Source organism: Caulobacter sp. SRI_008 (genome assembly GCF_057586355.1).
Window position 1 is genome coordinate 48,527 of the sequence record NZ_JBYCZS010000029.1, and the last position, 12,994, is coordinate 61,520.

The following is a 12,994-nucleotide window of genomic DNA, read 5'->3' on the forward strand; positions in this document are numbered from 1 at the left end:
GCGCTAGATCGCCGCCGCCAGGGCCGCGACGCGCGGGTCCTCGCCCAGCGCGCGGCCGTCCAGCCGGCGCAGCGGGCGCACTCCGGTCAGGCTGTTGGTCAGGAACACCGCCCGCGCCGACGCCAGCGCCTCGGGGCCCGCCGCGACCTCGACCACCGCCAGGCCCATGGCGCGCGCGGCGGCCATCACCCGTCCGCGCGCCAGGCCGGCCAGCACGCCGCAGGCCAGGGCCGGCGTCGCCAGGACCTCGCCGTCCAGCCAGAACAGGTTGCCAGCCGAGGCGCAGGCCAGTTCGCCCCGGTTGTTCAGCATCAGGGCCTCGTCCGCCCCCGCCGCCCCGGCCTCGGCGCGGGCCAGCACATTGTCGAGATAGGCCAGGGTCTTCAGCCGCGAGGCCGGCGAGCCCTCGTTGCGGCGGACGGTGGCGATCACCGCCGACGCCGGCGCCCCGGCCGGCGGCGCGGCGGCGCAGGAGGCGAACAGCCGCAAGGCCGGCGCCTCGGGCCGATCGAGCCCCCGCCCGCCCGAGCCGGCCGTCAGGGTCAGGCGCACGGCGGCGCGGACCGCGGCCAGACCCGCCTCGGCCGGGGCGGCCTCGATCAAGGCGCGGGCCGCCGCGCGATCCAGCGGCGGCAGGCCCAGGGTCTCGCAACCGGCGGCCATGCGATCGAGGTGAGCCTCGACGTGACGGACCGCGCCATCCACCGCTAGCAGGGTCTCAAACAGGCCGTCGCCCAGCAGCAGGCCCCTGTCACTTAAAGGAACGGCGCTCAAAGGAACGGCGTCGATCGTCATGCCCCCTCCCCGGTCAACGCCCGGCGCAGGGCGTCGATCTTGGCCTCGGTCTCCAGCCGCTCGGCCAGCGGATCGCTGTCGGCGACGATGCCGGCGCCAGCCTTGGCCTCCAGCCGCCAGCCCTCGGCGTCCTCGACCAGCCCCACCGAGCGGATCAGCACGCTGGACTCGAACGCCCCGTCGAACCCGGCCCAGAACAGCGAGCCGCAATAGGGGCCACGCGGCCCCTCCAGCGACGCGATCACCTTCATGGCCTGCACCTTGGGCGCGCCGGTGATCGAGCCGGGCGGAAAGGTCGCCCACAACAGGTCGGCGACGCCGAGGCCCGGCTTCAGCCGCCCCTCCACCGTCGAGACCAGGTGATGGACGTTGGCGTAGGTCTCGACTTTGAACAGCTCGGGCGTGCGCACGCTGCCGGCCGGGCTGACCCGGGCCAGGTCGTTGCGCATCAGGTCGACGATCATCAGATTCTCGGCCCGGTCCTTGGCGCTGGCCAGCAGCTCGGCGGCCAGGGCGCGGTCCTGCGGCGGCGTCGCGCCGCGCGGCCGGGTGCCCTTGATCGGCCGGGTCTCGATCGCCCCGCCGCGCACCTTCAGGAACCGCTCGGGCGAGTTGGAGACCATGGCCCGGCCCGGCAGACGCAGCCAGGCCGCGAACGGCGCCGGGCTCATGCTCCGTAGGCGGACGAAAAGATCGAAGGGATCGGCCTGCCCCGCCAAGCGACCGCGCCAGGCCCGGGCGATATTGGCCTGGAAGATCTCGCCGCCCAGGATGCGCTCGACCACCTCCGCCACCGCCGCTTCGTAGGCGGCGGGCGGCTCGGGCTGCAGCGCATCGCATAGCCGGCCTTCGAACGGGTCGCGGGCCGGGGCGTCCAGCCAAGCCAGGGCGGCGCGGGCGCGGCTTTCGGCCTGCGCCTTGCCCTCGCCCCGACCGACGGCGACGATGGTCCGCGCCAGGTGGTCGAAGGCCAGCAGGGCCGGATAGCGGGCGCAGACCAGGTCGGGCCAGTCGCCGCGCGGAAGGTTCAGGGCCTCGATCCGGTCGCCCAGTTCGTAGGACGCCAGACCCACCACCCCGCCCTGGAACGGCGGCCCCTCCGGATCGGCGGGCAGCGGTGGGCCGACCAGGGCGGCCAGGGCCTGAAAGGGATCGCGGCGGTCGTCGGCCGCCAGGGTCAGGGTCTGGTCGGGATCACGCAGCAGATAGGACCAGCGCTCGCCCGCCCCGCCCGAAAGCAGGGCGCAGGCGAACGGCTCGTCCCGCCAGGGGGCCGCCGCCCAGAGAGGGTCGCGCCAGGGGGCGGCGATGAGGGCGACGTCGCGCATCGGCGGGTGATAGGCCCGTCCGGCTAGCGCCTCAAGCTTCCCGTCCGCCGCCGCGCACCGCGAACAGGGCGGTAAAGCCCAGGGCCAGCAGGCCGACGATCGGCAGGAAGCCGGCGACCTGGCTGTTGAACACCGAGGTCGCCGCCGCCACCAGGGCCGAGCCCAGCCACACCGTCGCCGTGCCCGACAGGGCGTAGAGCCCGAAGAAGGCCGCCGTGCGGTCCGGCGGGGCCAGGCGCACCAGCAGGGTGCGGCTCGAGGCGTACTGGGCGGTGACGCAGACGGCGATGATCAGCCCCAGCCCCACATAGAGCAGCTCCGGCGCGGTGCGGAACAGCGGCCCGTCCCACACCGCCGGCCTGGCGGGATCATAGGGAAAGACATAGAGGATGCGGTCGCGTCGCATGCCCAGGGCGCAGATCAGCGCCAGCAGGCAGCCGGCGATCTCGACCTGCACCGCCCGCTTGGGCCCCAGCCGGCGGTCGAGGGCCGGGGCCAGGAAGCCGCCCAGCGAGCCGACCAGGCTCAGCGACACGCCGTAGACCAGCATCTCCAGCGGCCCCCAGCCCATCAGCCCGGCCGCGAACAGCCCGCCGAACACCAGAAGCGCGGTCATGCCGTCGCAATAGAGCATGCGCGCGCCCAGGAAGGTGGCCACGTCGCGATGGCCCTTGAGGTTGGCGAAGGTGTCGGCCAGCAGCTTGAGCCCGGCCTTCAAGCTGGCGCGGGCCGAAAGCCCGGTGCGCGGCGCGTCCGGCGTCCACAGCAGGAACGGGATCGCCCCCAGGGCCATGATCAGCGCCGACAGCGGCCCGGCCAGGCGGCTGGGCTCGTGGTTGTCGGTGGAAAGGCCCAGCAGCGGCGTCCTGGGGATCCCCGGCCAGTCCACCTGTCCCGGCAACACGAAGCCCCACAGCATCAGCACCAGCATCAGCACCGACAGGCCGTTGGACAGGAAATAGCCCAGGCCCGACAGCAGCGGCGCCTGGGCCGGGCTCGCCGCCGCGCGCGGCAGCAGGGCGTTGTTCAGCGCGTCGCCCCAGTTATAGGCCACGCCCAGCACGATCAGCGTCAGCGACGTCGCCCACAGCGGCAGTCCGCCGGCGGGCGTGGCCCACCACAGCAGCACCAGCAGCGGCAGCATGGTGGTCAGGGCCAGGGTGATCAGCGGCTTGCGCGGCCCATACTGCTCGATCGACGCGCCCAGCACCGGCGCGGTCAGGGCCACCAGCAGGCCGTAGGCGGTGGCGATCTGGGCCATGATCGCCTGGCCCCGGACGGGATCGCCGACCAGCACGCCCGAGAAGTAGGGGGCGAAGATATAGATGGTGACCAGCACCACATAGACGTCGCGCGAGCCCTGGTGCAGCACCCAGGACAGCCCGCCCCGCGTCAGGGGTGTTGGGGGGACGCGCGAGCCTTCACCCACGGCCGACGGCGCGCCGTCCAGGACCTCGCTCATGCCTCTCCGCCCTTCCCTGAGGGCCGTCTGACGCGACCCTGAAGCGGAGCCTCGCCCGCGAACGGGCGTTTGTCACGTCGTCACCGCACGCAGGCGACCCGGACGAACCCCATGGGCGACGCGGAACCGCCGCGCGAAGTGCGACCGCGAGCTGTAGCCGGCCGCCTGCGCGGCCTGGGCCACGCTATAGGCGTCGTGGGTCAGCAACTCCCGCGCCGCCGCCATCCGGGCCTCCAGCAGCAGTTCGCGGAACGATCCGCCTTCGGCCGCCAGCCGTCGCCGCAGGGTCGAGGCGCCCAGGCCCATGGCCCGCGCCAGGGCCTCCACCCGCCAGCTCCGCCCCGGATCCTGGCGAACGATCTCCTCGGCCCGCGTCCGGATCGTCGCGGCGAAGAGGCCGGCCGCGGCGGGCGCCCGCCGCACCAGCAGCAGGATCTCGAGGATGCGGTGGCGCGCCAGGGCCGTCGCCTGGTCAGGATCGGTCAGGGCGGCGGCGGCGTGGCCGAACGCCTCGACGAGATCCGGCGTCAGGGCGATGGCCGACCTGGAAGCCCGGCGTCCGGCCCGCTCCGGCTGATCCCCCGGTCCGGCCAGGCGTCGCGCCGATCGCCGCAGCGCCTCGTCGATGGTGATGGCGACGGACTCGTAGCGCCCCGTGGCGGCGTCCGGCGCATTGACGATGTCGAAGGTCACCCCGGCCGGAATGACGAACGGAACGCCGGCCGGAATGCGCTCGCAGCGCTCGCCGGCCCAAAGCTCCTTGGCGCCGCTGAGCACGACGACGATCAGCGGATCGGAAAGACGCAGCTGGGCGATCCGCTCGCGGACGAAGCAGCAATAGCCGAACACCGCCCCGCCGTCGGACCCGGCATAGTGATGCGCCCCCGCCGCGCCCCGCGACCTGAGCGCCGCCAGCCGCGCCAGCAACGCCTGACGCAGGCTCTTGTCGGTGATCGCGGAAGGGTCGAGGTCCATGGCCGAACCCTTCGACGGGTCGGTGCGGCGAGGCAAGCCGCAAAGCGAGCGTTTCAGGCTCATGGTCGAGCGTCCGGGGGCCTCGCCCCGCCCGTTCGCCGGCTAGTCGATCCTCCATCCACGAGTGAGGACGACATGCGTAGAATCTGGCTGAGACTGACGACGAGCCTTTTCCTGACCCTGGGCGCTCTGGGCGCGGTTCCGGCGACGGCCGCGACACCCACACCCACACCGGTGCCGGCGCCGCTGCGTCTGTGGCGGCTGGACTGCGGCCGGATCCAGATGAACGACGCCTCGCCGCTGTCCGACACCGGCGCCTATGTCGGCCAGACCCGCCGGCTCAGCAACGGCTGCTATCTCATCCGGCATGGCGACGACTACCTGCTGTGGGACGCGGGCCTGCCGCGCGCGCTGCTGGGCAAACCTCTCGACGACCAGCCGATCAGCGCCAACCTCGACCAGGACCTGGAAAGCCAGCTGGCCGCGATCGGCGTGCGCCCCGACCAGATCGGCCGGCTGGCGATCAGCCACTATCATTTCGACCATGTCGGACAGGCCGCCCTGTTCCCGCGCGCCACACTGCTGATCGGCGCGGCGGATCTGGCCGCCCTGCGCGCGGGATCGCCGCCCTTCGCCGATCCCAGCCTGCTGGCGCCCTGGTTGACAGGCGGCGGCGCGATCGATGCGATCCAGGGTGACCGCGACGTGTTCGGCGACGGATCGGTCACCATCCTGGCCGCGCCCGGCCACACGCCCGGCGAACAGGCGCTGCTGGTCCGGCTTCCCCAGACCGGGGCGGTGATCCTCAGCGGCGACGTCGTCCACCTGGAGACCCAGTGGGCCCCGCGCCGCGTGCCGACCTGGAACACCGACCGCGCCGACTCCCTGGCGTCGATCGATCGCCTCGCCCAGCTGGCGACCACCCTGAAGGCGCGGATCATCGTCCAGCACGATCCCGGCGATGTGCGGAAGCTGGCGCGTTTTCCGGAGGCGTCCCGCTAGCTCGGATACGAAGCTACGCCAGGATGTGCGCCGCGATCGCCTCGCGGGCCTTGGCGTCGACGCCCAGCACGGCCTCCAGATAGGCCTCGATCGAGCCGTGGGCCGCCTCCATGGCCTCGATCGAGGCCAGGATGTATTCGGCCTCGACGCCGAGGGCCGCGCGGATCGCCGCCTCGGGCGGGACGACGCCGGTGTAGTCGGCGAAGTGACGGCCGATCTGCTCGCCGATGCGGCCGTAGCGCTCGGGATCGTTGGTGGCGAGATAGTCTTCGACCAGGTCGTCGCGCGACACGCCGGCCAGGCTGTGGGTCAGGGCGGCCAGCAGGCCCGTGCGGTCCTTGCCGGCGGCGCAGTGGATCAGCACCGGCCCCTTGGCCTGGGCCAGGGCGGCGAAGTAGCGCCTGAAGAGATCGACGTGGCGCGGCGTGAACGGCTTCCGACGATAGGACTCCATCATGTAGCCGCGGAAGTCGCCTTCCGAGAAATCCCAGCCGCGCAGGAAGGTCAGCCAGGGATCGTCGCCCTGACCGCCCAGGTCGTTGTCGATCACCTCGGCGGCGAAGCCTTCCCAGCGGCGCGAGGGCTGGTGGCTGCGTTCCTGGCTGCGGCGCAGGTCGACGATGGTGACGATGCCCAGGCCGGCCATGGCCGAGAGGTCCGCGTCGGTGGCGTCGGCCTGGTGGGCGGCGCGGAACAGCAAACCTCGCTTCAACCGGCCCGCCCCGGCGGCGTAGTCGCCGTAGTCGCGGAAGTTCTCGACGCCTTGCAGGGGGATTTGACGGGTCATGGCCCCGATGTAGCGATCCACGGCGACGAAATCGAGACGTCCGCTCAGGCGACTGGACGGATCGTGCAACTGCGCGGAAGCTGCCCCTATGCTTCCGGTCCAGCGATTCCAAAGCTTCGACGGCGTCTCCATCGCCTATCGCACCCTGGGCGAGGGCTGGCCGACCCTGCTGCTGCACGGATTTCTGGCCAGCGCCGAGAGCAACTGGTTCCTGCCCGGCATCGCCGCGGCCCTGGCCCAGGCCGGCCGCAAGGTGATCGCCCCGGACCTGCGCGGCCACGGCCGCTCCGACGCCCCGACCGATCCGGCCGCCTGGCCCGCCGACGTGCTGGCCATGGACCAGCAGGCGCTGGTCTCGCACCTGCACCTCACCGACTACGATCTCGTCGGCTATTCGCTGGGGGCGCGCACGGCGGTGCGGATGCTGGTGCGCGGGGCGCGGCCCGAGCGGCTGGTGCTGGCCGGCATGGGCGCCTCGGGCCTGATGGGCGCGGGCGAGCGGGCGGCGATGTTCGAGGACGCCATCCGCAACGGCGACCAGGCCAGGGACCCCCGCGTCGGCCGCCGCGTGCAGGCGATGATCGCCGCCGGCGGCCTCAAGCCCGAGGCCATGCTGGGGGTGCTCAACGCCTTCGTCCCGACCTCGGCCGAAGACATCGCCCGCATCGACGTGCCGACCCTGGTCATCGCCGGCCAGCGCGACGACGACAACGGCTCGGCCGAGGCCCTGGCCGGCCTTTTGCCCAACGCTCGCGCCCAGCGCGTGCCCGGCGACCACATGAGCGCGGTCATGGAGCCGGCCCTGGCGGCCGGGATCGTCGGCTTCCTGGACCGGGTGTCGCGCTAGGGACGTCTCCCTCTCCCATAGGGAGAGGGTCGGGGTGAGGGGTTACGGCGCCGGACGGAGCGCCGGCACGCCGTCAAACCTCGTAACCCCTCACCCTCCCACCGCTGCGCGGCGGGCCCCTCCCTCTCCCTATGGAAGAGGGAACAAAAAGAACGCCGGTTGACGACAACGATGACAAGTGTCAACGTCGCATCGTTGACGTTTGTCATCGTGAGCAACGGGGAGCGCCATGAGGATCAGTTCGGCGGAAAGCGTGATCATGGAGGCGTTGTGGCGGTCCAGCCCGCTGACCTCCGAAGCCATTATCGGCGAGGTGGGCGCGCCCAACGGCTGGACCGAAGGCACGGTCAAGCAGCTGATCAGCCGCCTGCTGAAGAAGAAGGCCATCGCCGCCAGGCCGGACGGCCGCCGCTATCTCTACATGCCGCTGCTGGCCCGCCGCGACTATGTCGAGGCCGAGAGCCAGGGCCTGCTCGACCGGCTGTTCGACGGCCGTCTGGCGCCGCTGGTCACCCAGTTCTCCGAGGGCGGAAAGCTGTCGGACGAGGACGTCGCCGAGCTGAAGGCCCTGGTCGAGAGGATCTCGAAATGAGCGGCGCCCTGCTGGAGGCGCTGCTGCGCGCCAACCTCGCTTTGTCGGCCGCGATCCTCGCGGTGATGCTGCTGCGCCGGCCGGTGCGGGCGCGGTTCGGGCCGCTGGCGGCCTACATGCTGTGGCTGGCCCCACCGATCTGCGCCCTGGTCAGCCTGGTTCCGGTTCCCGCCCCGACGGCGATCATGGCCCCGGCGATCGAGCTCGTCGCCACCGCCGGCAAGGCCGTCGCCCCGGTCACGGCCAAGGCCCCCGCCCTGCCGATCCTGCTGCTGGTGATCTGGGAGCTGGGCGTGCTGGCGGCCTTCAGCCTGTTCGCCGTACGCCAGCTGCGGTTCGTGCGCGCCGTCGGCCGCCTCACGCCCTTCAACGGACAGCCGGCCGTGCTGCGCGGCGAGCATGTCGAGGCCGGTCCGCTGGTGCTGGGCTGGCTGCGCCCGCGCATCGTCGTGCCCGCCGATTTCGCCGACCGCTTCGAGGGCGAGGCCCGCGCCCTGGTGCTGGCCCACGAGGACGTCCACCTGCGGCGCGGCGACGCCCGCATCAACGGCCTGGCCGTCGCCCTGCAATGCCTGTGCTGGTTCAACCCGCTCGTCCACCTGGCCGCCCGCACCCTGCGCATCGACCAGGAGATCGCCTGCGACGCCGCCGTGATCGACCGCCATCCGCACGCCCGCCGACTCTACGCCGAAACCCTGCTCGGCTCGGTGCTGGGCGGCGCCCACGCCCCGCTCGGCTGCCATTGGCCGGCCACGGGCCCCCATCCCCTGAAGGAGAGACTGATCATGCTGAACACCGCCTCCGTCACCCCGCTGCGCCGCAAGGCGGGCATGGCCCTGGTGGTCCTGGTCGCCTCGACCGCCGCCGGCGCCGTCTGGGCCGCCAATCCCGCGCCCACCCCCGAGCCAGCCGTGATCACCCGCCCCGACTGGATCGAGAAGCCCGACGCCAACGATCTGGCCCGCTACTATCCGGCCGACGCGGCGGCGGCGAAGGCCTCAGGCCGGGCGCTCATCACCTGCGGCGTCGCCCTCGACGGCCGGCTGGAGAACTGCGCCGTCGTCCGCCAGAGCGACGGGCCCTACGCCTTCGGCGACGCGGCCCTGCAACTGAGCCAATTCTTCCGCATGCAGCCCAAGACCATCGACGGCCAGCCCATCGCCGGGGGCCAGGTGACGATCCCGATCGCCTTCAGCGTTCCGCGGTAGGGCGACAGGACTTCAAAGAAAAAGGGGCGATGGATGACCACCGCCCCTTCGTCGTTTCGGACGACCGCGCTTTTACCGGAAAGGCGGCTCGTCGAAGGCGCGCAGCTTGCGCGAGTGCAGGTTGGGACCTTCCTCGTGCAGCAGCTGGCAGGTGAGAATGCCGATCTGCAGGTGCTGGCTGATCGCCCGCTCGTAGAAGGCGTTGGCCTGGCCCGGCAGCTTGATCTCGCCGTGCAGCGGCTTGTCCGACACGCACAGCAGCGTCCCGTACGGCACCCGGAAGCGATAGCCCTGGGCGGCGATGGTGGCGCTTTCCATGTCGATGGCGACGGCGCGGCTCTGGTTGAAGCGCAGGGCCGACAGGCTGTGGCGCAGTTCCCAGTTGCGGTCGTCGGTGGTGACCACGGTGCCGGTGCGCAGGCGCTTCTTCAGCTCCTGGCCGGTATCGCCGCTGATCGCCTTGGCAGCGTCGTAGAGGGCGCGCTGCACCTCGGCGATCGACGGCACCGGGATCTCCGGCGGCAGCACCACGTCCAGCACGTGATCGTCGCGGAGGTAGGCGTGGGCCAGCACGTAGTCGCCGATGGTCTGGGTGTCGCGCAGGCCGCCGCAGTGGCCGATCATCAGCCAGGCCTGCGGGCGCAGCACCGCCAGGTGGTCGCAGATGGTCTTGGCGTTGGACGGGCCGACGCCGATATTGACCAGGCTGACGCCCTGACCGTTCGGGGCGATCAGGTGGTAGGCCGGCATCTGGTGCTTGCGCCACGCGCCGTCGGCAATCGCCTGCTCGGCGTTCGGCGTCTCGGCGGTGACCACCACGCCGCCCGAGCACGACAGCGCCGTGTACGGACTATCGGGCTTCTTCAGCTGCTCGACGCCCCAGCGGACGAACTCGTCGACATAGCGGTGGTAGTTGGTGAACAGGATGAACGGCTGCACGTGCTCGGCCGGCGCGCCGGTGTAGTGGCGCAGGCGGGCCAGCGAGAAGTCGGTGCGCAGGCCGTCGAACAGGGCCAGCGGCCGGGTTTCCTCCAGCGCGGGGCTCCACACGCCGTCGGCGATCTCGTCGCCGATGAAGGCCAGGTCCGTGGTCGGGAAGAAGCGGGCGATGTCCTCGCTGCGCACGTCGGCCTGGTTCAGGTCGATGCTGGCGTCCAGCACGTAGGGATAGGGGATCTCCTGCTCGGAGCGGGCGACCTCGATCTCGACCTCGAAGTCGTCCATCAGCAAGGTCAGCTGCTCGACCAGGTAGTCCTGGAACTGGGCCGGCTTGGTGATGGTGGTCGAATAGACGCCCGGACGGCTGACCCGGGCGAATGCGCGCGCCAGTTTCGGCGGCAGGGCCTCGGGGTCGTAGGTCAGGCGCAGCTCGGGATAGGTGAACGAGCCGTCGAACCGCATCTGCGGGTCGGGGCGGGTTCCATGTTCGAGATAGGCCCTAAGGGCGGTGCGCAGGGCCTCGACGGCGCGCTGGTATTCGGAGTTGAGCCGCTCGACGACGGCGATCGCTTTTTCTTGGTTTGACATGGGTCTTTATAGCGACATTTCACGACATTGGCGAGACGGGCGCCCCGCCCAGGTGGAAAACTTTCTTACTTAGCGAAGTCGCTCGCCGCCGGGTCAATCCGGGAACGGGCAACGGCCTTGCGTCTCTACAGGTGCGCCTGTTTATCCGGCGTGACGCCAGGCAAGCCGACCAAGATCACCTCTAGGGCATGGACGAACCCAGGTTCGTCGGCCACAAGGGCGGAAATGCTCAAATAAGGAGCGAATGGCGGCGCGGACCCTCTCGCGCGTCGTTCCTCCACAAGCCAGCCGTCGACGCCGACGGGCCCAGGGGACCCGGGATGAACAAACGCTTCGCCTATCTGATCATCGGCGCGATGGTGCTGGGGGTGCTCGTCGGCTGGGGGTGCAACCAGTTCCTCGACGCCGAGGGGGCCAAGTCGGCGGCTTCGGGCCTGAGCCTGATCACCGACATCTTCCTGCGCCTGATCAAGATGATCATCGCGCCCCTGGTGTTCACCACCCTGGTGGCCGGCATCGCCCACATGGAGGACGCCGCCGCGGTGGGCCGCATCGGCGCCAAGACCCTGGGCTGGTTCATCGGCGCCTCGGCCGTGTCGCTGCTGCTGGGCCTGCTGATGGTGCACCTGCTGCAGCCGGGCCATGGCCTGCATCTCGTGGAAGCCGCCGTCTCGTCCAAGCCCGCCGCTTCGACCGACGCCTTCACGCTGAAGGGCTTTATCACCCACCTGGTGCCGACCTCGATCTTCGACGCCATGGCCAAGAACGAGATCCTGCAGATCGTCGTCTTCTCGCTGTTCGTCGGCACCGCCGTCGCCGCGCTCGACGACAAGGCCCCGCAGGTGCTGCACCTCGTGGAACAGTGCGCCCAGATCATGCTGAAGGTCACCGGCTTCGTCATGAAGCTGGCCCCGCTGGCGATCTTCGCGGCCCTGGCCTCGACCATCGCCACGCAAGGCCTGGCCATGCTGGGCACCTACGCCAAGTTCGTGCTGGGCTTCTACGCCACCATGGGCACGCTGTGGGTGCTGCTGTTCGCCGCCGCCTTCGTGGTGCTGGGCAAGCGCGCCATCCCGCTGTTCGGGGTGATCCGCGAGCCGGCCCTGCTGGCCTTCTCGACCGCCAGCTCCGAAGCCGCCTATCCGCGCATCCTCGACAGCCTGCCCAAGGTGGGCGTGCGCCGCCGCATCGTCTCGTTCGTCCTGCCGCTGGGCTATTCGTTCAATCTCGACGGCTCGATGCTCTACTGCACCTTCGCCACCATGTTCATCATGCAGGCCCACGGCGTGCACCTGACGATCCAGCAGCAGATCTTCATGCTGCTGCTGCTGATGGTCACCTCCAAGGGCATCGCCGGCGTGCCGCGCGCCTCGCTGGTGGTGATCATGGCCACCCTGACCTATTTCGGCCTGCCCGAGGCCTGGATCGCCCTGGTCCTGGGCGTCGACCACCTGCTCGACATGGGCCGCTCGGCGACCAACGTGGTCGGCAACTCGGTGGCCGCGGCCGTGGTGGCCAAGTGGGAGGGGGAGTTGGAGGACATCCAGCCTGAGGAGGCTTCGGCCACCGCCTGATACTTTCCTCCGTAAAATCCCCGCGAAAGCGGGGACCCAGGCGTTTTATCGTCGAGCGCCCCGCGTTTCAGAAAAAGCCTGGGCCCCCGCTTTCGCGGGGGTTTTGCGGTTTGGGGGGTGGGGCTTGATCCCCAATGTCCCCAACACCGCCTCCCTCGCCCCTGTGGCGAGGGCCCATGCCGGCCGCTGCTCAGACCTCGCTCCAACGACAAAGGTCTGAGCAGGCTGAACCCTGGATCCTGGGCACAGGGCCCAGGAAGGCGGGGAGAGGGCCGTGAGGTGGGAAACCTTCCCCTCCCCGGCCCAAAAATGGGACGCCTTGACCATTGACGGCGGCCTCGTCAGGCCCAATCTTTCGCGAGAGGGACTGTAAGGACAAACGCTATGGTCAAGCTGAAAACCATCGCCCATGCCACGCTGGTTGGGGCCGGCCTGGCCGGCGCGCTTCTCGCGGCCCCGGCTCTGGCCGCCAACAGCCCCGAAGAAACCGCCGCCGCGCCGCAAAAGGCCCAGCGCCAGTGCTTCCAGCTGTCGGACTGGCAGGGCTGGAGCGCCCCCGACAAGAACACCCTCTACATGAAGGTGCGCAATCGCGACGTCTACAAGGTCGACCTCGCCTGGGGCAGCAACCAGCTGACCTGGCCGGGCAACTTCCTGATCTCGACCGTCCGCGGCATCGACACCGTCTGCAACCCGATCGACCTGGACCTCAAGGTCTCCGACAGCAGCGGCTTCGCCATGCCGATCCGCGCCAAGACCATCACCAAGCTGACGCCGGAAGAGATCGCCGCCATCCCCAAGAAGGACCGGCCGTAACCGACCGCGCAGCCATCGCGACGTCGAGAAAGGCGCGGGCTCCGGCTCGCGCCTTTTCTCTTGGCCGCTCGCCGGCCTCGG

The 12,994-nt window shown here is 70.7% G+C and carries 12 protein-coding genes and 1 pseudogene; 7 read left to right on the plus strand and 6 right to left on the minus strand.

Features of this window, described 5'->3' with window-relative positions:
• Positions 1 to 3: 3 nt before the first annotated feature.
• The 4 genes from AC2YHT_RS21850 to AC2YHT_RS21865 form a co-directional block, all read right to left on the minus strand.
• Positions 4 to 795, minus strand: a complete 792-nt coding sequence (locus AC2YHT_RS21850; RefSeq protein ID WP_487291979.1) for an aminotransferase class IV — start codon at positions 793 to 795, stop codon at positions 4 to 6.
• The gene (gene pabB / locus AC2YHT_RS21855) at positions 792 to 2,123 is read right to left on the minus strand and encodes an aminodeoxychorismate synthase, component I (protein WP_487291980.1); all 1,332 of its coding nucleotides are present in this window, start codon (positions 2,121 to 2,123) and stop codon (positions 792 to 794) included. The genes AC2YHT_RS21850 and pabB overlap by 4 nt, the downstream gene beginning before the upstream one ends.
• Positions 2,124 to 2,154: 31 nt before the next feature.
• Positions 2,155 to 3,585 (minus strand): MFS transporter, encoded by a 1,431-nt coding sequence (locus tag AC2YHT_RS21860; protein WP_487291981.1) that lies wholly within the window; start codon positions 3,583 to 3,585, stop codon positions 2,155 to 2,157.
• A gap of 72 nt (positions 3,586 to 3,657) precedes the next feature.
• A complete protein-coding gene (locus AC2YHT_RS21865; RefSeq protein ID WP_487291982.1) occupies positions 3,658 to 4,623 on the minus strand; it encodes a helix-turn-helix transcriptional regulator in 966 nt (321 codons plus the stop codon).
• Positions 4,624 to 4,695: 72 nt separating this feature from the next.
• On the opposite strand from AC2YHT_RS21865, the gene AC2YHT_RS21870 reads away from it, so the two are divergent.
• Entirely contained in the window at positions 4,696 to 5,562 is an 867-nt protein-coding gene (locus AC2YHT_RS21870) for an N-acyl homoserine lactonase family protein (RefSeq protein ID WP_487291983.1), read from the plus strand.
• A gap of 13 nt (positions 5,563 to 5,575) precedes the next feature.
• Here the strand turns inward: AC2YHT_RS21870 and AC2YHT_RS21875 are convergent, their stop codons facing one another.
• A complete protein-coding gene (locus AC2YHT_RS21875; protein ID WP_487291984.1) occupies positions 5,576 to 6,349 on the minus strand; it encodes a tyrosine-protein phosphatase in 774 nt (257 codons plus the stop codon).
• 88 nt (positions 6,350 to 6,437) lie between these two features.
• Between AC2YHT_RS21875 and AC2YHT_RS21880 the strand changes: the two genes are divergently transcribed.
• The 4 genes and pseudogenes from AC2YHT_RS21880 (at position 6,438) to AC2YHT_RS21895 (ending at position 8,996) form a co-directional block, all read left to right on the plus strand.
• The gene (locus tag AC2YHT_RS21880; protein WP_487291985.1) at positions 6,438 to 7,196 is read left to right on the plus strand and encodes an alpha/beta fold hydrolase; all 759 of its coding nucleotides are present in this window, start codon (positions 6,438 to 6,440) and stop codon (positions 7,194 to 7,196) included.
• 34 nt (positions 7,197 to 7,230) lie between these two features.
• Positions 7,231 to 7,338, plus strand: a pseudogene (locus tag AC2YHT_RS21885) (hypothetical protein); the annotation flags it as partial.
• 87 nt (positions 7,339 to 7,425) lie between these two features.
• A complete protein-coding gene (locus AC2YHT_RS21890) occupies positions 7,426 to 7,788 on the plus strand; it encodes a BlaI/MecI/CopY family transcriptional regulator (protein ID WP_487291986.1) in 363 nt (120 codons plus the stop codon).
• Entirely contained in the window at positions 7,785 to 8,996 is a 1,212-nt protein-coding gene (locus AC2YHT_RS21895; RefSeq protein ID WP_487291987.1) for a TonB family protein, read from the plus strand. The genes AC2YHT_RS21890 and AC2YHT_RS21895 overlap by 4 nt, the downstream gene beginning before the upstream one ends.
• Before the next feature lie 72 nt (positions 8,997 to 9,068).
• Here AC2YHT_RS21895 and AC2YHT_RS21900 read toward each other — a convergent pair whose 3' ends face one another.
• Positions 9,069 to 10,523: an AMP nucleosidase gene (locus tag AC2YHT_RS21900; RefSeq protein WP_110119558.1), complete on the minus strand. Its 1,455-nt coding sequence runs from the start codon at positions 10,521 to 10,523 to the stop codon at positions 9,069 to 9,071.
• 320 nt (positions 10,524 to 10,843) lie between these two features.
• On the opposite strand from AC2YHT_RS21900, the gene AC2YHT_RS21905 reads away from it, so the two are divergent.
• On the plus strand, positions 10,844 to 12,097 hold the full coding sequence (locus AC2YHT_RS21905) for a dicarboxylate/amino acid:cation symporter (protein ID WP_487291988.1): 1,254 nt from the start codon (positions 10,844 to 10,846) through the stop codon (positions 12,095 to 12,097).
• 384 nt (positions 12,098 to 12,481) lie between these two features.
• Entirely contained in the window at positions 12,482 to 12,913 is a 432-nt protein-coding gene (locus AC2YHT_RS21910; RefSeq protein ID WP_487291989.1) for a DUF6491 family protein, read from the plus strand.
• Positions 12,914 to 12,994: the final 81 nt, after the last annotated feature.